Source organism: Nocardioides sp. L-11A (assembly GCA_029961745.1).
Classification (GTDB): Bacteria; Actinomycetota; Actinomycetes; order Propionibacteriales; family Nocardioidaceae; genus Nocardioides.
Genome location: CP124680.1, coordinates 5628359 through 5648510 on the forward strand (window position 1 = coordinate 5628359; position 20152 = coordinate 5648510).

At 71.4% G+C, this 20152-nt stretch carries 19 protein-coding genes; 9 read left to right on the top strand and 10 right to left on the bottom strand.

The annotated features are described in order from the left end of the window. The first annotated feature begins 4 nt into the window (after positions 1-4). On the top strand, positions 5-1081 hold the full coding sequence (locus QJ852_26990) for an alanine racemase (GenBank protein ID WGX96781.1): 1077 nt from the start codon (positions 5-7) through the stop codon (positions 1079-1081). On the opposite strand, the gene QJ852_26995 is transcribed toward QJ852_26990, so the two are convergent. Together QJ852_26995 and QJ852_27000 are read right to left on the bottom strand one after the other, a co-directional pair. Continuing rightward, positions 1039-2475 carry a glycosyltransferase 87 family protein gene (locus QJ852_26995; GenBank protein ID WGX96782.1) on the bottom strand — a complete coding sequence of 479 codons (1437 nt, stop codon included), beginning with the start codon at positions 2473-2475 and terminating at the stop codon, positions 1039-1041. The two genes, QJ852_26990 and QJ852_26995, sit on opposite strands and share 43 nt — an antisense overlap. A gap of 15 nt (positions 2476-2490) precedes the next feature. Further along, positions 2491-4749 carry a transglycosylase domain-containing protein gene (locus tag QJ852_27000; GenBank protein ID WGX96783.1) on the bottom strand — a complete coding sequence of 753 codons (2259 nt, stop codon included), beginning with the start codon at positions 4747-4749 and terminating at the stop codon, positions 2491-2493. 148 nt (positions 4750-4897) lie between these two features. On the opposite strand from QJ852_27000, the gene QJ852_27005 reads away from it, so the two are divergent. The 4 genes from QJ852_27005 (at position 4898) to QJ852_27020 (ending at position 9421) form a co-directional block, all read left to right on the top strand. Next, positions 4898-5827 (top strand): hypothetical protein, encoded by a 930-nt coding sequence (locus tag QJ852_27005; GenBank protein WGX96784.1) that lies wholly within the window; start codon positions 4898-4900, stop codon positions 5825-5827. Further along, positions 5824-7554 carry a hypothetical protein gene (locus tag QJ852_27010; GenBank protein WGX96785.1) on the top strand — a complete coding sequence of 577 codons (1731 nt, stop codon included), beginning with the start codon at positions 5824-5826 and terminating at the stop codon, positions 7552-7554. The genes QJ852_27005 and QJ852_27010 overlap by 4 nt, the downstream gene beginning before the upstream one ends. Before the next feature lie 119 nt (positions 7555-7673). Then, a complete protein-coding gene (locus QJ852_27015; GenBank protein WGX96786.1) occupies positions 7674-8261 on the top strand; it encodes a PadR family transcriptional regulator in 588 nt (195 codons plus the stop codon). Positions 8262-8335: 74 nt separating this feature from the next. Next, positions 8336-9421: an inositol-3-phosphate synthase gene (locus QJ852_27020; protein WGX96787.1), complete on the top strand. Its 1086-nt coding sequence runs from the start codon at positions 8336-8338 to the stop codon at positions 9419-9421. Between the two features lie 71 nt (positions 9422-9492). On the opposite strand, the gene QJ852_27025 is transcribed toward QJ852_27020, so the two are convergent. Then, complete coding sequence (locus QJ852_27025; GenBank protein ID WGX96788.1) at positions 9493-10566, bottom strand: substrate-binding domain-containing protein; 1074 nt, start codon at positions 10564-10566, stop codon at positions 9493-9495. 103 nt (positions 10567-10669) lie between these two features. Here QJ852_27025 and QJ852_27030 point away from each other — a divergent pair, with 103 nt between their 5' ends. The 3 genes from QJ852_27030 to QJ852_27040 all read left to right on the top strand — a co-directional run bounded on the left by QJ852_27030 (position 10670) and on the right by QJ852_27040 (position 13027). Beyond that, entirely contained in the window at positions 10670-11083 is a 414-nt protein-coding gene (locus tag QJ852_27030; GenBank protein WGX96789.1) for a MarR family transcriptional regulator, read from the top strand. A gap of 61 nt (positions 11084-11144) precedes the next feature. Continuing rightward, a complete protein-coding gene (locus tag QJ852_27035) occupies positions 11145-12353 on the top strand; it encodes an acetamidase/formamidase family protein (protein ID WGX96790.1) in 1209 nt (402 codons plus the stop codon). 62 nt (positions 12354-12415) lie between these two features. Further along, positions 12416-13027 carry an AmiS/UreI family transporter gene (locus QJ852_27040; GenBank protein WGX96791.1) on the top strand — a complete coding sequence of 204 codons (612 nt, stop codon included), beginning with the start codon at positions 12416-12418 and terminating at the stop codon, positions 13025-13027. Positions 13028-13043: 16 nt separating this feature from the next. Here the strand turns inward: QJ852_27040 and QJ852_27045 are convergent, their stop codons facing one another. Both QJ852_27045 and QJ852_27050 read right to left on the bottom strand, forming a co-directional pair. Further along, positions 13044-14009 (bottom strand): endonuclease/exonuclease/phosphatase family protein, encoded by a 966-nt coding sequence (locus tag QJ852_27045; protein WGX96792.1) that lies wholly within the window; start codon positions 14007-14009, stop codon positions 13044-13046. Positions 14010-14094: 85 nt separating this feature from the next. Continuing rightward, positions 14095-14577 (bottom strand): SRPBCC family protein, encoded by a 483-nt coding sequence (locus QJ852_27050; GenBank protein WGX96793.1) that lies wholly within the window; start codon positions 14575-14577, stop codon positions 14095-14097. Positions 14578-14718: 141 nt separating this feature from the next. Between QJ852_27050 and QJ852_27055 the strand changes: the two genes are divergently transcribed. Continuing rightward, on the top strand, positions 14719-15471 hold the full coding sequence (locus tag QJ852_27055; GenBank protein WGX96794.1) for an SDR family NAD(P)-dependent oxidoreductase: 753 nt from the start codon (positions 14719-14721) through the stop codon (positions 15469-15471). Between the two features lie 20 nt (positions 15472-15491). On the opposite strand, the gene QJ852_27060 is transcribed toward QJ852_27055, so the two are convergent. The 5 genes from QJ852_27060 to QJ852_27080 all read right to left on the bottom strand — a co-directional run bounded on the left by QJ852_27060 (position 15492) and on the right by QJ852_27080 (position 20109). Beyond that, complete coding sequence (locus QJ852_27060) at positions 15492-16931, bottom strand: CCA tRNA nucleotidyltransferase (GenBank protein ID WGX99509.1); 1440 nt, start codon at positions 16929-16931, stop codon at positions 15492-15494. A 109-nt stretch (positions 16932-17040) separates the two neighbouring features. Next, positions 17041-17970 carry a zinc-binding dehydrogenase gene (locus QJ852_27065; protein WGX96795.1) on the bottom strand — a complete coding sequence of 310 codons (930 nt, stop codon included), beginning with the start codon at positions 17968-17970 and terminating at the stop codon, positions 17041-17043. 24 nt (positions 17971-17994) lie between these two features. Further along, positions 17995-18600, bottom strand: a complete 606-nt coding sequence (locus QJ852_27070) for a carboxymuconolactone decarboxylase family protein (protein WGX96796.1) — start codon at positions 18598-18600, stop codon at positions 17995-17997. Beyond that, the gene (locus QJ852_27075) at positions 18597-19274 is read right to left on the bottom strand and encodes an SRPBCC family protein (GenBank protein WGX96797.1); all 678 of its coding nucleotides are present in this window, start codon (positions 19272-19274) and stop codon (positions 18597-18599) included. The genes QJ852_27070 and QJ852_27075 overlap by 4 nt, the downstream gene beginning before the upstream one ends. Before the next feature lies 1 nt (position 19275). Continuing rightward, entirely contained in the window at positions 19276-20109 is an 834-nt protein-coding gene (locus QJ852_27080) for a cyclase family protein (GenBank protein WGX96798.1), read from the bottom strand. Positions 20110-20152 lie beyond the last annotated feature (43 nt).

Genomic DNA, 20152 nt, shown 5'->3' on the forward strand with positions numbered 1-20152 from the left:
CCGGGTGAGCCTCACTCTCACCGTCGACGGTCCGCGCTGGCGCGCCCACCTCGAGGCGATCGCCGACGCGCACCCCGGGCTGGTCCCAGTCGCGAAGGGCAACGGCTACGGGTTCACCCTCGGCCGACTGGCCCGCAAGGCACAGTGGCTCGCCGAGCGCGGCCACGACGTGCGCACGCTCGCCGTCGGCACCTACGACGAGCTGCCGGAGGTCGTCCAGCGCTGGCACGGCGACCTGCTCGTGCTCACCCCGTGGCGGCCCTGGGTGACGCACCCCGAGCCGGCCGTCGCGAAGCGCCTGATCCACACCGTGAGCCGGCTGGCCGACCTGCGCGACCTGCTCCACCGCGATCCGTCGGCCCGGATCGTGCTCGAGCGGATGACGTCGATGCGCCGCCACGGCATGGCCGCGCGCGAGCTGTGGGAGGCGGGCGACCTGCTGCGCAAGCACCCCGGCGCCCGGGTCGAGGGCCTCGCCCTGCACCTGCCGCTCGGCCAGGGCACCCACCTGGGTGAGGTCACCCGGCTGGTCAACGACTTCGTCGGCGCCGAGATCCCCACCCGCGGTACGCCGCAGGTGTGGGTCAGCCACCTGACCGACGCCGAGCTGGCCACCCTGCGCGGCCGGTACGGCGACTTCGCGGTCCGCCCGCGGATCGGCACCGGCCTGTGGCTCGGTGACCGCGGCGCGCTGCGGGTGACGGCGACCGTGCTCGACGTGCACCCGGTCGAGCGGGGCGAGGCGTTCGGCTACCGCGGCCGCACGGCCCCGAAGTCCGGCCACGTACTCGTCGTCAGCGGCGGCACCGCCCACGGCATCGGGCTGGAGGCGCCCACCGGCGAGCAGTCGATCAAGGCCCGCGCGGCGACGCTGGCCCGCGGCGGCCTCGACGCGGTGGGATTCGTGCGCTCGCCGTACTCCATCGACGCCAAGCTGCGCCTCTTCGCCGAGCCGCCGCACATGCAGGCATCGATGCTCTTCCTGCCGCACGGCGCGCGGGTGCCGGAGGTGGGCGAGGAGGTCGACGTCCGGGTCCGCTACACCGCCACGACCTTCGACCGGATCCTGGTCGAGGGCTGAGGGTCGACCCGTTCGAGCGCGACCGGGTCGTGGTCGGGCCGGTAGAGGTCGCGCACGATCACCGCGGCGAGATAGAGCTCGCCGAGCACCCGCACCACGATGCCGACCCAGTAGAACCCGGCGTCCCCGCCGCCTGCGGGGGCGAGATAGCCGCCGAGGTACCACCACACGGTGCAGAAGTAGAAGACCTCGCTGGCCTGCCACACGATCTGGTCGCGCCAGCGCGGCCGGGCCAGGACGGCGAGGGGGAGCAGCCACAGGACGTACTGCGGCGAGTAGACCTTGTTGACCAGCAGGAAGCCGACCACGATCAGGTAGCCCAGCTGCGCGAGACGGGGGACCACCGCGACCGGCCCGCGGCGCCCGGCGGTCATCCCGATCGCGAACACGGCGACGCACCAGGCCCCGAAGAGGATCCAGGACCACAGGTTGATCGTGTGCGCCGAGAACCCGACGTCGCCGGCCTGGTCGATCAGCATCCACAGCGACCCGAGGTCGGCGGTGCGCTCGGAGTTGAAGGACCAGAAGACCTTCCACTGCTCCGGACCGGTCAGGTACGCCGGCGCGTTGGCCGCCGCCCAGGCCGCCGCTGCCCACACGGCCGCGATCGCGAACCGGCCGATCTGCCGGCGCCGCAGGCAGATCACCAGCAGCCCGCCCAGCAGGAACAGCGGGTAGAGCTTCGCCGCCGTCCCCAGCCCGATCAGGACGCCGGTGAGCACCGGCCGGTCGCGCGACCACGCCCACAGCGCGCCCGCCACGAGGGCGACGGCGAGCAGGTCCCAGTTGATCAGGCCGGTGAGCAGCAGGGTCGGCGACAGGGCGAACGCCGCCGCGTCCCAGGGCCGGGTGCGATGGACCCCCGCGAGCAGCCAGGTGGCGAGCAGCGCCAGCGCCCCGAACCCGACGGCGTTGACCAGCAGGAAGATGGTCTGCTCGTCATCGACCTCCCCGTCGCCGTACAGCAGGTCGACGGGGGTGCGCTCGCGCTGGTCGAGGTCCGGTGAGCCGTTGAGCCAGTGGGTGACCCAGGCCGTGCCCCAGGCCCAGTAGGCGATGCCGACGGGGTACTCCATCACCTCGTAGCGGGCCCGGACCTGCTCGTCGTCGGAGTACGGCCAGGCGTTCTCCACCAGACCCCGGGGCACGTACAGCGGCCGCAGGTCGGTGTAGCACATGTGGGAGTAGACCCAGTTCTGGTCCCGTCCCTGCGCCAGCGAGCAGGGCGCCTTCTGTATCAGGCCCGCCGCGAACACGATCGCGGTGAGCAGGAGCAGCACCCGGGTGGGCGTCCACCACCGGTGCGGCCGCGCGCGCTCGCCCATCGGCCCGCCCACGACCTCGCTCAGGGCCGTGACGACGGCGTCGTCGCGGGTGGGATGGACGTGACCCACTAGTCGCTCACCCGGTCAGCGGGCGCGGGGGCGACCGCCGCCCTGTCCCGGCTGGAGCGTCGGGCCGCCGGTGGGCTGGGTCGTCGGGGTCGGCGGCGGCGTCGACGGGGGAGGCGTCGTCGGCGGCACCGGGATCTCCGTCGTCGGCGGAGGCGGAGGCGGCGGCTCCTGGGTCGGCAGCTCCTCCTTCTTCTCCTTCTTCGGCTTCTTGGTCTGCTTCGGCTTCGGGGGCGGCGGGGGCGGCAGCTTGTCGTGCCCGTCGGACGGTGCCTCGCCCTCGACCCAGGCGGCCGACGGCAGGTCCTCGACGTCCTCGCCGTCGAGCGCGCGGGTCATCACGGCGGTCCAGGTGTCGGCCGGATAGGCGCCGCCGAAGTACGACGGCAGCCAGTCCTTGAGCTGCTCGTTGCCCTTGCCGCGCACGTACATCACGGCGGTCGACAGTTGCGGGGTGTAGCCGACGAACCACGCCGAGGACACCTCGCCGAGGCCGTTGGTGGCGGTGCCCGTCTTGCCGCCGACCGGCCGCCGCAGGCCGAGGGCCGCCGTACCGGATCCGGAGCGGACGACCTGCTGCAGCGCGTAGCCGACGTCGTCGGCCACGCCCTCGCGGATCGCCTCGTGCGTGGTCACCTCGTGGTTGAAGCGCACGACGCCGTCGCGGTCGACGACCTTCTCGATGATGTACGCGTCGGCGGCGACACCGCGGTTGGCGATGGTCGCGTAGCCGTTGGCCATGTTGATCGGGCTGACCGTCTGCGAGCCCAGCGAGACGCCGGTGTTGGCCTGCAGGCCGGGGCTCGAGGTCGGGATGCCGTACGGCTTCGGCGCCGCCTTCTCCGGCGGGATGCCCATCGCGTTGGCGGTCTCGATGATCTGGGTCGGCCCGTCGGGCATCGCCAGGGTCAGGTCGATGTAGGCGGTGTTGATCGAGTCCTCGGTCGCGCGGATCAGGTCCACCCGGCCGTAGCTGCGGTCGCCCTGGTTCTCGATCGGGCGGCCGCCGCCGGGCAGGTCGTACGGCGAGTTGCCGTCGAAGGTGTCCTTCAGCTCGAAGCCCGACTCGATGCCCGCCGCGAGCGCGAACGGCTTGAAGGTCGAGCCGGCCTGGCCGCCGGCCACCGCCCAGTTGATCTGCGACTGGAGGTAGTCCTGGCCGCCGTAGAAGCCGCGCACCGCGCCGGTGCCGGGCTCGACCGAGGCGACCGCGACGTGGAGATCCTTGGGGCTGAAGCCCTCGGGGCGCTGCTCAGCGGCGCCCTGGGCGGCCGCGCTCATCGCCTTCTTGGTGAACGTCGTGGTGACCTGCAGCCCGCCGCCGTCGATCTCCTGCTCGGAGAACCCCATCCGCAGCAGCTCCTTGCGGACCATCGTCAGGGCATGACCGCGCTGGCCGCCGTACTGCTCGCTCTGCTTGATCTCCGGGAACTTCGGCAGCGCCGCCCGGGCCTGCGAGACCTCGCCCGCCGGTGCCACGCCCGTCTCCTCCATCGAGTCGAGGACGTACTGGTAGCGCCCGAGCAGGCGCTGCGCGGTCGCGTCGCCGTCCTGCGGGTCGAGGCCGTTGGGGTTGTTGAGGATCGCGACCAGCGCGGCGGACTGCTTGAGGTTCAGGTCCGCGGCGTCCTTGGCGAAGTAGGCCTTGGCGGCGGCCTGGATGCCGTACGCGCCGCGCCCGAAGTAGATCGTGTTGAGGTAGCCCTCGAGGACGTCCTGCTTGCTCAGCTGGTTCTTCACCTTGAGCGAGAGGATGGCCTCCTTGATCTTCCGCTTCCAGGTGCGTTCCTGGGTGAGGTAGAGGATCTTGACGTACTGCTGCGTGATGGTCGACGCGCCGCGGGTGGTGTTGCCCTGCGCGTTGCTGAAGGCGGCGCTCAGGATGCCCTTGGGGTCGATGCCGTTGTCGGTCCAGAAGGTCCGGTTCTCGGCCGCGACGACGCCGTCCTTCACGAACTGCGGCATCTCGTCGTAGTCGATCGAGTCACGGCGCTGGACGGCGAACTGGCCGAGCTGACCCTTGCCGTCGGAGTAGTAGACCTGGGTGGTCTCGGTGAGGAATTCGGCGTTCGGGTCCGGGATGTCGATCGAGCGGTAGGCCACGAAGAAGCCCGCGGCACCGAGCAGGGCCATCACCACGCAGGCGACCAGGCCCCAGATCGTGAACCTCTTCAGCCGCTGCTTCCAGGTCCGCGGCGTACGGTCCTTCGGGCGCGACTTCGAGCGGCCCTTCGACCCCGCGGAGCTCGCTGCGGACTTCCGTTTTCCCTGAACCACGCAGGACAGGGTACGGCGCTGTGGTCAGCCGACCCGATTTCTGAGACGTCATGCACCCGCGACTTTCGCGGCCACGGCGGTCGTCACCGGGTTACTGTGCCGGGGCAGTCCGGGAGCATGGGGCCCCGGCGACGCATGAGGAGTCAGCATGCCTGACGTCGAGTTCGATCCGTTGGTCCTGTTCCCCGAGATCGGTGCAATCCGGTCCGCGGTCCTCGGCGCCGAGTGGGAACCGGTCGCCCGTTACATCGACGGCTGGCGTGGCCGCGATCCACAACGGGTCAGTCTCGCGGCGTGGACCGCCGCCGAGACCGCGGGAGCGGAGACGCTCCTCGTCGATCAGCCGCCCACGCAGCTCACCCGAACACTCGTCGCCATCCTCCGGATCCGGGAGGCCTGGCTGATCCGCGGCGACGGTCCCGCCTCGACCGTCGATGAGCAGCAGTGGACCGGATTCCGAACCAAGCTGGTCGCGGCCGAGCGCGAGCTCACCGAACTGGCGGCGACCGACCCCGGCGACGGACTCGTCGCCAGCCTCCGGCTGATCTCCGGTCGCGGGCTGGAGGTGGGACTGAGCGAGTCCCAACGCCGCTACGCCCGTCTCGCTGCCGTCGACCCTGACGACGTCGGCGCCCAGAGTGCCCATCTGCAGACTCTCGCGTCCAAGTGGCTGGGCTCGACTGAGCTCATGTTCGAGTTCGCCCGTACGGCGTTCGCGAACGGCCGGCCCGGCAGTTCGGCCGGTCGGCTCATCGCCCTCGCTCATCGAGAACACTGGCTCGACCTCGTCGACGAGGGTTCCGCATATATCAGTGGCGAGCACGTGCAGCAGGAGTTGGCGGCCGCAGCGGACGCGTCCGTGCTCCACCCCGACTACGAGCCCGGGCTGCGCTGGGTGACCGACCACTCCTACTTCGCCTGTCTGCACTCCATCGGCGGACGACATGACCTCGCCCGCCGCCACTTCGAGGCGCTCGGTCCCTGCGCCGACCTCGACGCGTGGCAGTACTTCAATGATCCGCGTGCCGCACACGATGCGGACCGGGTTCGAGCCCTCTCGGCGGTGGTGGGCGCATGATCGGACCGCACGCCGACGTCGCGGGGATCCCGCTGCTGCTCGCTCCACCGGTCGACGGACGGTGGGCCGGCGGGCTGACCTTCCGCGTCGGTCACGCGGACGAGACCCTCGCCACCAGCGGCATCACGCACCTCACCGAGCACCTCGCGCTGCACTTCAGTGACCCGACGAAGCTGCACTCCAACGGCATGACCGGCCCTAGCCTCACGACGTTCCATGCCAGCGGCACTCCCGACGAGGTCGTCACCTTCCTCAACCGGGTCGCCGGCGCGCTGCGTGACCTGCCCTTGGACCGGCTGGACACCGAGAAGTCGGTGCTCCGGACCGAGGCAGCGCGGCGCGGCGGTCCTGCCGACCAACTGCACACGTGGCGCTTCGGGGCCAAGGACTACGGACTGGCCAGCTACGCCGAACTGGGACTTCACCGCATCGGTCGCGACGACCTTACGGACTGGGCGGCGCGCTGGTTCACGCGCGACAACGCCGTGCTCTGGCTGGCCGCCGAGGATGTGCCTGACGGGCTCGACCTCGCCCTGCCTGCCGGTGAGCGACGGCCGTCGCCCCCTGTGGAGCCCGTACTGGCGCCGGGGCCCGCCTACTATTTCGGTCCCGACGGCGTCGTCGCAGCCTCTGCCCTCGTCGAACGAAGCACGGTGGGCAGAGTGTTCACGTCGGTCCTCGAGCAGGCGCTGTACCGCGAGCTGCGTCAGGTAGGCGGGTACTCCTACTCGCCGACAGCCTCCTACGAGCCCTTGGACCGCTCGACAGCGGTCGTCTACGCCTTCGCCGACTCGCTGCCCGAGAAGCAGGACGCGGTCGTCGGCGGCGTGGTCGACGTGCTCGCCGCACTCCGTCTCGGCCCGATCACCGAGGACGACCTCGCGGCGGCTGTCAACCGGACCCGCACCATGCTCGACCATCCTGATCTCGCCACGCTGCGGCTGCCAGCACAGGCCGCCGACCTTCTCCTGGGACACGACGCCCTCTCCGACGAGCAGCTGCGCGCCGAGCTCGACGCCGTCGATGCTGACTCACTGCGGGCGGTGGCTCGGGAGGTGCACGCGTCGTCCCTGGTCCAAGTCCCCCGCCGCGCCATCGACTGGGCGGGGTACGCCATCGCTCCGGAGCACAACGACGTCGAGGTCGGGGGCGCCGTCTACTGCTATGTCGCCGAGCCGTCCGCACGGATCAACGTCGATGCCACCGGAGTCAGCGTGAGCAGTCCGAGCGGTTCCAGCGGCGTGCGGTGGGCGGACGCGGTCGCCGTGGCCTGCTACCCGGACGGCGCCCGGACCACCATCGGCGCCGACGGCTTCCAGGTCCACGTGGAACCGAACCTGCTCTCCGGCGACACTGCTGCACTCGTCGCCGCCATCGACAGCGCCGTCGGCGCTACGCCGAGAGTGATCCCCATGCCCGCCCGTGATCCCGAACGGATCCCGCCGATCCCCGAGCCGCCTACTGCAGCATCGACGAAGAGGCAGAGGCACGAGGCCACCGGCCCACGCTGGGCCCAGATCGCGGCCACGGTGTGCGGTGCGCTCGCGCTGGGTTCCCTGGTGTTCTTCATCTGGGGACTGATCCAGCATTTCGCCGACAGCGGCGCCGGTGCGGAGGATCTCACCCAGGTCCTGGGCCGCGGGTTGCGCGCACTGCTGCTCGGCGGCCTGAGTGTCTGGTTCCACCGGATCGGGCAGGGCCGCAGGCCCGACGCCACCCGCGCCTGAGCTCGGCCCGTGCCGGGACCGGACCTGCCCGGGTCCCGGGCCCGGACGCGCACTTCGGATCGACACCCACGATCCATCGGAAGTTCACGTCCCGCGGATATATCGCTACGATAGGTCGCATGGCACGGCGCGGGGACACCATCGAGCTCGCAGTCCTCGGACTGCTGCACGAGGGACCCATGCACGGCTACGAGCTGCGCAAGCGGCTCAACCTGATGCTGGGCTGGGGCCGCCTGCTGTCGTACGGCTCGCTCTATCCCGCGCTGAAGAAGATGCTCCGCGGCAACCTCATCGAGGAGACCGTGCCCTCGGGCCCCCAGACCCGGCGGCAGCGGATCGTCTACCAGGTGACCGACCTGGGCACCGAGGAGTTCTCGCGCCTGATGTCGGAGGTGGGTCCGACCGCATGGGAGGACGACAACTTCGACATCCGGTTCCGGTTCTTCTCCTCCACCGACATGGAGATCCGGCTGCGCGTCCTCGAGGGACGCCGCTCCCGGCTCCAGGAGCGGCTCGACCGCGTCCAGCGCGAGCTGGCCATGACGCAGGCCGAGGCCGACCGGTACGCCGCCGAGCTGCAGCGTCACGGCGTGGAGTCGGTCGAGCGTGAGGTCCGTTGGCTCTCGGAGCTCATCAACGCCGAACGCAGCGTGCAACAGGCAACACCCGGACCGGAGACGCCGGCGGCACCGTCGACGCCGTCCTGACCGGCACCGCAGCACCGACAGGTCAGCCACCTGATCATTCACGAGATGTCATGAGTAGCAAGGAAGGAAACCCCATGGGTTCGGTTCGAGTAGCGATCGCCGGCGTGGGCAACTGCGCCACGTCCCTCATCCAGGGCGTGCAGTACTACCGGGGCGCCGATGCCGCGAGCACCGTCCCGGGGCTCATGCACGTCCAGTTCGGCGACTACCACGTGGGCGACGTCCAGTTCGTCGCCGCGTTCGACGTCGACGACAAGAAGGTCGGCAAGGACCTGTCCGAGGCCATCAACGCCTCGGAGAACAACACCATCAAGATCACCGACGTGCCCACGCTCGGGGTCGAGGTCCAGCGCGGCCCGACGCTCGACGGTCTCGGCAAGTACTACCGGATGACCATCGAGGAGTCCGGCGCCGACCCGGTCGACGTCGTCCAGGCGCTCAAGGACGCCGAGGTCGACGTGCTCGTCTCCTACCTCCCGGTGGGCTCCGAGGAGGCCGACAAGTTCTACGCCCAGTGCGCGATCGACGCCGGCGTGGCCTTCGTCAACGCGCTCCCCGTCTTCATCGCCTCCGACCCGGTCTGGGCCAAGAAGTTCGAGGACGCCGGCGTCCCGATCGTCGGCGACGACATCAAGTCGCAGGTCGGCGCCACCATCACCCACCGGGTGATGGCGAAGCTGTTCGAGGACCGCGGCGTGACGCTGGACCGCACCTACCAGCTCAACGTCGGCGGCAACATGGACTTCAAGAACATGCTCGAGCGCGAGCGCCTGGAGTCCAAGAAGGTCTCCAAGACCCAGGCCGTCACCTCCAACCTCAACGGCCCGCTGGCCGGCGTGGGTGCCGACGACCGCAACGTCCACATCGGCCCGTCCGACTACGTCGCGTGGCTCGACGACCGCAAGTGGGCCTACGTCCGTCTCGAGGGTCGCGCGTTCGGCGACGTCCCGCTCAACCTGGAGTACAAGCTCGAGGTCTGGGACTCCCCGAACTCCGCCGGCATCATCATCGACGCCGTCCGTGCGGCCAAGATCGCCAAGGACCGCGGCGTCGGCGGCCCGATCATCCCCGCCTCGGCGTACCTCATGAAGAGCCCGCCGGTGCAGATCGAGGACACCGAGGGCCGGGCGCAGCTCGAGGCCTTCATCAAGGGCGTCTGACCAGCTCGCACGAGACCCCGCACCCGGCCCGGGTGCGGGGTCTCGTCGCGTCCGGGGCGGGACGGCCGGGCTCAGCCGGCCAGCGAATCCTGGGCGAGCGGACCGAGCACGTCGAACTCGTAGTCCTCGGCCCGCGCGATGTGCACCTGCTGGTACGACGATCCGGCGCCGAGCCGGACCGTGCCCCGCGGCCCGTCGTAGGTGACGCCGTGCTCCTCGATGGCGGCGAGCATCCGGGCCGGGTCGGCGCTGCCGACCGCACTGGCCGCGGCGGCCAGGGCGAGGATGCCCTCGTAGCAGGATTCGGCGGCGTTGTTGAGCGCCGGCGCACCGGGCCCGAACCGGTCGGCGTAGGAGCCGGTGAAGTCGATCGCCGAGGAGGTGACCAGGCTGTTGAAGTAGGCCGCGGCGACGTAGAGGTCGCGGGTGGCGCCGGCACCGGAGGCGAGCAGCATGTTCTCCTCCATCAGCGGGCTGAAGCGGACCAGCCGGTCCTGCAGCCCGCCGGCCGCGAACTGCCGGTTGAAGAGCACCGCGTCGCGTCCCACGAGCAGCATGATCACGCCCTGCGCGCTGCTGGCCCGCACGTCCTGGAGCACGCCGCGGAAGTCCCGGCAGCCGTAGCGGACGAACTGCTCGTGGACGATGTCGAGGCCGGTGGCCCGGGCATAGGTGCGGATCGCCCGGACGGTACGGCGCGGCCAGACGTAGTCGGCGCCCACGATCGACCAGCGCCGGATGCCGAGCTGCTCACGCAGCCAGCGCAGCCCGGGCGCGACCTGGAGCGACGGTGTCTCGCCGGGGCAGAGCACCGCCTCCCGGTCGGCGCCCTCGTGCAGCGAGGTGTAGACGTAGGGCACGCCGAGGCCGGCCAGCACGGGTGCCATGTGCTGGCGCACCGAGGAGATGTGCCAGCCGACGACCGCGTGGATCCGCCCGGCGGCGACCGCCGCGGCGGTGCTGTCGCAGAACTGCTCGAGCGGCGCGCCGGCGTCGAGCACCTCGACGTCGACCGGCCGACCGAGGATGCCGGCCCCCTGGTTGAGCTGGGCGACAGCCAGCTCGGCGACCTTCTCGCAGGAGGGCCCGAAGATCCCGCCGGGTCCCTGCAGCGGGATCGCCAGCCCGACGCGGAACGCGTCCACACCGCACCCCTCTTCCGGCCAGCCCGCACCAATATCACCGAATGGAATATTCTGGGAGTATGGATCGTCACACCGGGCGGGTCAAGGGACACAGGAGGTGCCGATGACGACCGGGCATGGTGAGCTGGCCGCGCTGCTCATCGGACGCGCGTCGCGGTTGGAGCGCGCGATCGGCGCCGCGCTGGCCGCGACCCCCCTCAAGACCCCGCACTGGCTGGTGCTCGCCGCGCTCGAGAGCCGGCCCGGCGGCCAGACGATGACCGACCTCGCGCAGGCGGTGAGCCTGCCCGCACCGACGCTGACGCGCAGTGTCGACCGCCTGGTCGACCACGCCCTGGTGCACCGCGCCCTCGACGGCCTGGACCGTCGCCGAGTGCTCGTCCGGCTCACCGACCGCGGCCGGGCGACGTACGACGAGCTGTGCGCGCCGGTGCAGGACGCGATCGCCGCCGAGCTGACCGAGCTCGCCGACTGGGAGCGCGAGGCGCTGCGGGGGTTGTTGACCCGAACCCCTTGATTTAATTCCAAATGGAAGTAATGTGCTCCGCGTCACACCCGACGAACGGAGGCACGAGCCCATGTCCGACAGCACCGACTTCACCCGGTCCGGCGTATCCCGATTCCCCGACCGCGACCTCGGCGTCCAGCGGTTCCGCTGCGAGGTCGGCGTACCGCTGGCCGAGCAGAAGCACCTCGGCCACAACCGCTGGCACCCCGACATCCCGCCGCTCATCGAGGTCGGCCTCGGCGACGAGCTGATCCTGGAGAGCGGCGGCTACGACGACTACCAGCTCCGCGACGTCGACGACGACCAGGACATCCACACCTTCGACCTGACCCGCACCCACCCGCTCACCGGACCGGTCAAGGTCGACGGCGTCAAGGCCGGCGACCTGCTGGTCGTCGACATCCTCGACGTCCAGCCGCTCTCGGGCATCGGCTACTCCAACATCCTGCCCGGCATGGGCGGACCGCTGGCCTCCTCCTTCCCCGACGGCTACAAGACCGTCTGGGACCTGCACGGCCTGTTCGCGACCAGCCGGCAGATCCCCGGGGTCGAGATCCCCGCGATCAGCCACCCGGGCATCATCGGCGTCGCGCCCTCGCACGACCTGCTGCGCACCTGGAACGAGCGCGAGGACCCGTTCATCGCCGAGGGCCTGGCCGCACCGCGCGCCGACGCCCGCGACACCGCCGTGCTCCGCGACCTCGAGGGCGACGACTGGGCCCGGGTCGCCGAGACCGCCGCGCGGACGATCCCGCCGCGGGAGAACGGCGGCAATATGGACATCAAGAACCTCTCCCGCGGCTCCCGGGTCTACTTCCCGGTCTTCGTGGACGGCGCGCTGTTCTCCAGCGGCGACTTCCACTTCGCCGAGGGCGACGGCGAGATCACCTGGAACGCCATCGAGATGGACGGCGTCGGCTGGTACCGCTTCAACGTGATCAAGGACGGCATGGCCCGCTACGGCGTCCGGACGCCGATGTTCCGCCCCTCGCCCGTCGACCCGCAGTTCGGCACCCGGTACCTCTCCTTCACCGGACTGTCCGCCGGCGGCACGGAGCAGCGCTACCTCGACACGACGATGGCGGTCACCCAGGTCGTGGAGCAGGCGATCGAGTACCTCGGGAAGTTCGGCTACACCCCCGAGCAGGCCTACACGATCATCTCGGTCGCCCCCTGCGAGATGCACGTGGGCGGCGTCGTCGACATCCCCAACGCCGCCGTCGTCCTGAAGATCCCGCTCGACATCTTCGACCAGGACATCCTGCCGCAGCCGAAGTGACCCGCCCGCCGCCGCCCGCCCCACACGGGCGGGCGGCGGCCCCGGAGGAAAGGTGATCGACCATGAGCGATATCGGGCTCTTCTACGTCGGCGCGGTGCTCATCGTGAACGGGGTCATGCTGCTGGGCTGGCTGACCCCGCGGGCCGCCGCCCCGCTCAACCTGTTCGTCGGCGCGATGCAGGTGATCACGCCGACGTACCTCGTGATGACCTCGGGCGGCGACCCGAAGGCGGTTCTCGGCGCCTCGGCGCTGTACCTGTTCGGCTTCACCTACCTGTGGGTGGGCATCAACGCGCTGGCCGGCCTGCCCGGGCACGGGCTCGGCTGGTTCTCCCTGTTCGTGGCGGTCTTCGCGGCCGGGCACGGGATCGACAGCCTGCGTGCCGACGCCCCTGTCTTCGGCGTGATCTGGCTGTCGTGGGCAGTGCTGTGGACGCTGTTCTTCCTGCTCCTGGGCCTGGACCGGGCCGCACTCGGCCCGATCACGGGGGCGGTCGCGGCGGTCGAGGGCGTGCTCACCGCCGCGCTGCCGGCGTGGCTGCTCCTCCACGACGGCTTCGAGGAGTCGTGGGCGGTCGCCCTCGGCGGTCTCGTCGGCGGCGCCGCGCTCGTCGTCCTCGTCCGGCGGTGGTCGGCCCCGCTGCAGGCGCGGCTGGTCCCGACCCCGGCCTGAGGGACGGGCTCCAACCTCAGCAGGCCGGCGGCGGCTGAAGCTGCATCCGGGTCCACACCGGGCGGTGGTCGGACACCGCGGAGAAGAGCACCTCGGCCTGGAGCGGCGTGAACCAGCCGTCGTGGAGGATGAAGTCGATCCGGCTGCCGGGGCGGTCCGCGGGCACCGTAGCCCCCTTGCCCTTCCCGACCGCCCAGACGTCGCCCAGGCCGGAACGGCGCAGGATCGCGATCGCGCGGGCGTCGGGACCGGTGTTGAGGTCGCCGCCGAACACCTTGGGCAGCGGGTCCGCCGCCATCAACTGGACGACCGTCCGCGCCGCGACCGTGCGGGCCTGCCGGGAGCGGTGGTCGAAGTGGGTGGCGTACACGCTGACCGGGACGCCGCCGACGTCGACCTGGGCGTGCAGCAGGCCGCGCAGCTCCCGCCCGCCGGCCATCGGCAGGTGGGTGTTGGCCGAGGAGACGATCGGGAACCGGCTGAGGATGGCGTTGCCCCGGGGGCCCGCGCCGGTGTTGCGCGAGTTGCCGCCGTAGACGTGGTGGAGGCCGGTCTTCGCGCCGAGCACGGCGGCCTGGTCGACGTTGCCGCTGACCGGACGTCCCCTGTCGACCTCCTGCAGCAGCACGATGTCGGGCTCCCAGGTGGTGATCTCCTCGGCGATCCGGTCCAGCCCCCCGCGGCCGTCGTGACCGGTGCCGAAGTGGATGTTGAAGGTCAACACGGTCAGCTGGATCGGCGCCGGCGTCGGGCACGTCGGCGGTGCCGTCGGGGTGGGCGGCGGGGGAGGCGGCTCGGTCCGGGTCGGCGTCGCACCGGAGGACGGCGGCGGCGGGACCGAGGTCGGCTCGCCCGGACCACCGCCCGGACCGTCCGGCGGTCCGCTCGGGTCCTGGAGCAGCAGCACGAGCGCCGCGACGACCAGGACGACCACCGCCACCGCGACGGTCGCGAGCCTCGTCGCGCGGCTGCCCTCGGTCACGCGCCTATTGAACCGGGAGCCCGGTCGGCCTCAGGAGCCGGGCCGGGTGCCCGGGGCCGGGTGCCCGGGCCGGGGGTCGTCGGGATCAGGCCTCGGCCTCGGCCTTGATCCGCTCGAGGGTCTGCCGGATGCCGCGGCGCAGCTCCTCGGTGAAGGGCTTCTGGCCGCCGAGGACCAGCTTGGTCAGCACCATCGAGACGCCGGAGACGCCGTCGGGGGTCTCGCGGCGCTCGGTCAGCCGGGTGCCGCCGTCGGCGGTGGGCTCGAGCTGGAAGGACCAGATGGTCCGGTTCTCGCGGATCCGGAAGGCGAAGTCGCCGGCCGTCGACCCGCTCGGCGGCTGGAACCGGACCACCTTGCCGCCGGTCGGCCAGCGCTTGATGCCCTGCTTGTTGAGGTTGCTGAAGATCGCACCCTGCTTGACCACCCCGCCCTTGACGGTCGACTTCACGACCTGGGGGCTCCACTTGGCCATGGCCGGGATGTCGGTCACCAGGCTCCACACCTTGTCGGTGGGCGCGGCGATCTCGATGGAGTCCTCGAGCAACTTCTCGTAGGTGTCGGCCATGACGGTGCCTTCCGGAGGGAACTGGGCGGTTCCCGGCAAACTACCTGCAGGTAGCGTACCGACGGTACGTGACCCCGGTCACAGGTCGCGACGTCCGATTGCCGCCAGACCCGCACCGTCCGGTGGCGCGAGTCTGGACGCATGACCACCATCGACTCCAGAGTCGCCCTCGTCACCGGCGGCAACCGCGGCCTCGGCCTCGCCACGGCCCGACGCCTGGGACAGGAGGGCGTGACGATCGTGATCGGCGCGCGGGACGCCGACCGCGCCCGCGCCGCCGTCACCGGGCTGCGCGCGGCGGGCGTGTGGGCCAGCGCCGTGCCGCTGGACGTCGACGACGCGGCGAGCGCCCGCGCCGCGGCCGACCGGATCCGCCGCGAGCACGGCCGGCTCGACATCCTGGTCAACAACGCCGGGATCCTGCCGGAGGCGACGGCGACCCACACCGCCGGACCGCTCGACCCCGACCTCTTCTGGCGCACCTTCCGCACCAACGTGCTCGGCGCCGTCGCGGTGACGGCAGCCGTGCTCCCTCTCCTCGTGGAGTCCGAACGGGGACGGGTGGTGAACGTGTCGAGCCGGATGGGCTCGCTGCGCGACCAGCTCGACCCCGCGTCGCCGTACCATGCGCTGGTGGTGCCGGCCTACCAGTCCTCGAAGGCCGCGCTCAACGGGCTCACGGTGGCGCTGGCGAAGCAGCTCGCGGACACCCGGGTCAAGGTCAACTCGGTGTGCCCGGGTTGGGTGCAGACCGACCTCGGCGGTGCGGGCAACCGCGCGGCCGCGCCGACGCCGGCCGAGGAGGCGGCGGACGTCGTGGTGCGCGCCGCGCTCCTGGACGACGCGGGCCCGTCAGGAGCCTTCTTCGACACCGACGGCGCCGTGCCCTGGTGACCGAGCGCTGGGAGCGGGCGTCAGCCGCGGGCGGCCCACCACTCCCGGAGCGCGGCGGCCGCGGCGTCCTCGGCCATCGGGCCGTTGTCGAGGCGCAGCTCGAGCAGGAACTTGTAGGCCTCCCCGACCTCGCGGCCCGGACCGATGTCGAGAATCGTCATGATCTGGTTGCCGTCGAGGTCGGGCCGGATCGAGGCCAGCTCCTCCTCGGCGGAGAGCCGGTCGATCCGGGCCTCCAGGTCGTCATAGGTACGACGGAGCCGGTCGGCCTTCCTCCTGTTGCGGGTCGTGCAGTCGGCGCGGGTGAGCACGTGCAGCCGCTCGAGCTGGTCGCCGGCGTCGCGCACGTAGCGGCGCACGGCCGAGTCGGTCCACTCGCCGGATCCGTAGCCGTGGAAGCGCAGGTGCAGCTCGACCAGGTCGCCGACGGCGTCGATCTGGTCGTTGCTGAACTTCAGCGCCCTCATCCGCTTGCGGGTGAGCTTGGCGCCGACCACATCGTGGTGGTGGAAGGTCACCACCCCGTCGTCCTGGAAGCGGCGGGTCTTCGGCTTGCCCACGTCGTGCATGAGCGCGGCGAAGCGGGAGACGAAGTCGGGCGCGGGGATCTCGGCGCGCTCGGCGAGCCGCGGCTCCAGGTCGATCGCCTGCTCCAGGACGGTGAGGGTGTGCTCGTAGACGTCCTTGTGCCGGTGGTGCTCGTCGCGCTCGAGCTTGAGCGCCGGCAGCTCCGGCAGCACCCGATCGGCGAGCCCGGTCTCGACGAGCAGCTCCAGCCCCCGCCGCGGGTACGGCGCGCACACCAGCTTCACCAGCTCGTCGCGCACCCGCTCGGCGGAGATGATCGTGATCCGGTCCGCCATGTCCGTCATCGCCGCCACGACCGCGGGGTCGACCGAGAAGCCGAGCTGCGCGGCGAACCGCGCGGCGCGCATCATCCGCAGCGGATCGTCGGAGAAGGACTGCTCGGGCGTTCCCGGCGTGCGCAGCACCCGGTGGGCCAGGTCCATCACACCGCCGTACGGGTCCTCGAGCTCGCGGCCCGGCAGCCGCACCGCCATCGCGTTGACCGTGAAGTCGCGCCGGCCCAGGTCGCCGGCAAGGGTGTCGCCGTACTGGACCTCGGGCTTGCGGGAGCCGGGGTCGTAGGACTCCGAGCGGTACGTCGTGACCTCGACCACCCAGTCGCCCTTGCGGCAGCCGATGGTGCCGAAGTCGCGACCCATGTCCCACCACGCGTCGCCCCAGGCCTTGAGGATCTTGTCGGTCTGCTCCGGGCGGGCCGAGGTGGTGAAGTCGAGGTCGTTGGACCGGCGGCCGAGCATCGCGTCGCGCACCGGCCCGCCGACCAGGGCCAGCTCGTGTCCGGCGGCGGCGAAGCGGGCGCCGAGCTCGTCGATCACCGGCGCGATCCGGTCCAGCTCGGCGGCGACCGCGGCCTGGACGTCGACCAAGCGCAGCGGCTCGCCAGCCTGGACTCGGCTGGCGTCGGCTGCGGGATCCGCGGACTCGGTCACGGCGGGCGAGTCTAGTCCGACGCCTACGCACGCGGCCGGGGCGGCACCGGCCTCACCCACCCACCAGGAGCTTGCCCCGGCTGGCACGCGACGTCAGAGCCTCCCAGGCGCGCTCCGCGTCGGCCAGCGGCCAGCGTCCACCGATGTGCACGGTGAGCGACTCCGCGGCCGCGGCACGGAGCAGCTCGGCCGCTCGCGCGGCGCGTGCCACGGCGTCGCCGAGGTAGTCGCGTCCCGCGGCCCGGGTCAGGAAGAAGGAGCCCTGGCCCAGATCGAGCGTCCCGAGGTCGGACTCCTGACCGGAGGTCGCGCCGTAGAGGACCATCGCGCCCCGCGGCCGCAGCGACGCCAGCAGACGGCGCGGGACGTCGGCGCCGACGCCGTCGAACACCGCGGCGACGCTGCGCTCCGCGACGGGATCGTCATAGCCGAGTACGTCGACCGCGCCGGCGGCGAGCACCACCGCGGCCTTGTCCGGGGTCGACGCCAGGCCGGTCACCCGGACCCCGCGCCGGGTCAGCAGCTGGGTCAGGATCAGCCCGACGCCACCCGCCGCGGCGGTCACGACGGCCGCATCCCCCTCGCCCAGCGGCCAGGCGTCGGTGGCCAGGTAGTGCGCCGTCATGCCCTGGAACAGCAACCCGGCGGCCGTCTCGTCGGCCAGGCCGTCAGGGACCGGGGTGAATCCTGCCGCGGGTCCGGTCACCTCCTCGGCGTAGCTGCCGTCGACGGAGGACCAGGCCACCCGCTGCCCCACCACGAGTCCATCGACGCCGGGCCCGAGCTCGCGTACGACACCGACGCCCTCACGACCGGGCACCCCACGCTCGGGTGCGGGCACCCGGCCGTCGCGCTGCATGATCTCCCAATAGTTGACTCCGGCCAGGGTGACCCCGACCCGCACCTCACCGGCGGCGGGCTCGGGGGTGGGCAGATCCTGGACGACGAGTCGACCTTCGGTCAGGACGGCGGCGCGGGGCATGACGTACTCCTCGGGGTGGGCGGTTCAGTGGGCATGCCGGTGGGCGGGAGGCGGCTCCTGCTCGCCTCCGGGCACCCGGATGTCGAAGACCGTCATCAGCTGGGCGAGCAGGCGGTAGTACCCGACGAGCGTGGTCACCTCGACGATCTGGCGTTCGGTGAGGACCGCCTCCGCGGCGGCGTACTCCTCCTCGCTCACGGTTGCCGAGGTGAGCAGGACGACGGACAGCGCGGCCACCGCGTTCTCGGTCTGGTCGGTGCCGGCGAAGCGGCCCATCGAGAGCTGCATCAGCTCCTCGTCGGTCAACCCTGCGGCCCGTCCGACCCGCTCGTGGGCCCACCACTCGAACTCGCTGCCGCTCGCCTGTGCGACCAGCAGGATCGCGATCTCACGGGAGCGGGTGGTCAGGTCGGTGCGGTAGCGGATGGTGGCGCCGAGCTCCTGCAGCACCGCGCCGACGCCGGGGGCGTGCAGCATGATCCCGAACGGCCCGTTCAACGATCCGTCGTCCGCGGCCAGCGGAAAGTGCTGGACGCCCTTGGCCCGGTCGCCGCCGGCGATCGCGTCGTAGACGGCGCGCTGGTCCTGGTCGAGGTCCTCGGGGCGCAGGGAGGCGAGGCGGGCGCTCATCGCGTGCCTGCCTTCCGGCCGAAGGCCAGCCAGCTCAGCACGAAGCCGATCAGGCCGCCCGCGATCGCCTGGCCGTAGCGCTCCCGCACCATGGGCAGCACCAGGGCCAGGACGTCCATGCCGGCCTCGTCGGCCCCGGCCGCCGGCCGGAGGGGAGCAGCCGCGGGGCGCGACGCGGCGGGCCGCGGCACGCTCGGCAGGTCGGTCGCCTGCTCGGCCGCGGTGCCCGGCGCGCTGAGCAGCTCGCCCAGGTTGGCGGCGAACTGGCCCATCAGCCGGTTGCTGACGTCCGCGATCGCTCCCCGCCCGAACTGGGCCATCCGGCCGGTGATGTCGAGGTCGGTGTCGATGACGACGCGGGTCCGGGTGCCGGTGACCTGCTCGAGCCGGGCCTGGATCTGGGCGCTGGCGGTGGCCTGCCCCTTGGGGTCCGTGCCCGCGGCGGCGATCACCGCGGAGTGCGCGGCGTCGTCCTGGTGGGCGAAGTGCGCCGTGCCCCGGAAGTGGGCCCCGATCGGACCGACCTTGATCTTCACCGCGCCGAGGTAGTTCTCGCCCTCACGACCCTCCAGGGTCGCCCCGGGCATGCACGGCATGACCTGCTCCAGGTCGGTGAGCAGGCTCCAGGTGCGCTCCAGGTCCGCATCGATCTCGAACTCGTTCTGCAGCAGCATGTCAGCTCCCCGCGCCTGCGAAGCCCTCGATGACCTCGTCGGCGCCGCAGTCGAAGAACGCCATGATCCGGCACGGGCAGGCCTCGCCGCCCTCGATCTTCCACGGGAAGGCGCCGATGATCGCGCGCTGGTTCAGCACCGTCTTGAGGTCGCCGCCGACGTTCTCGGCGTGGATGCAGCCGTCCTGGAAGGCCAGGTGGTGCATCGGGAAGATGTCGGAGGTGATCTCGCGACCGGACAGGTGGTGGGTGTAGGAGTACTCGCCCAGGAACTCCTGGTACGGCATGCCCACGTGCTCCTCGAACTTCTTGAGCAGGTCGGGGCGCATGTTGCGGATCGTGGTGTTCATCGGGTGGTCGCCGGAGCCGGCGTCGATGCCCCACCAGCGGATCTCCATGTCGGCCATCCACTCGGCCAGTCGCGGGCTGCCGCCCGGGTGCATCGTGAAGTAGCGGACCAGGTCCTGCTTCGGCATGCCCTGGTAGTAGTCGATGAACCCGGTGTGGATGATCAGGATGTCGCCCTTCCTCACCTCCACCTTCGACGTGATGTGCTCGGGCTCGATGAAGTCCCAGTCCGTGCAGGTGTCGGACACGTCGACGATCGCGCCGGGATGGATCAGCTTGTCCAGCGGCAGCGAGGCCATGTCCAGGCCGCCGTCCGTGCCGTGCATCGGGCCGTCGAGGTGGGTGCCCGAGTGCAGGGACGTCTCGATCTTCTGCGAGACGATCTGGTTGGTCTGCAGGTTCTGGGTGTAGTAGAGCTTCCCGCCCGGGTAGCCGACCCAGCCAGGCGTGTGGATGCCCCAGGGATGGGTCAGGTCGACGATGCGCATTGCGTGTTCTCCTTCTGGGTGGACGAGCTCGGTGGGAGTGGGT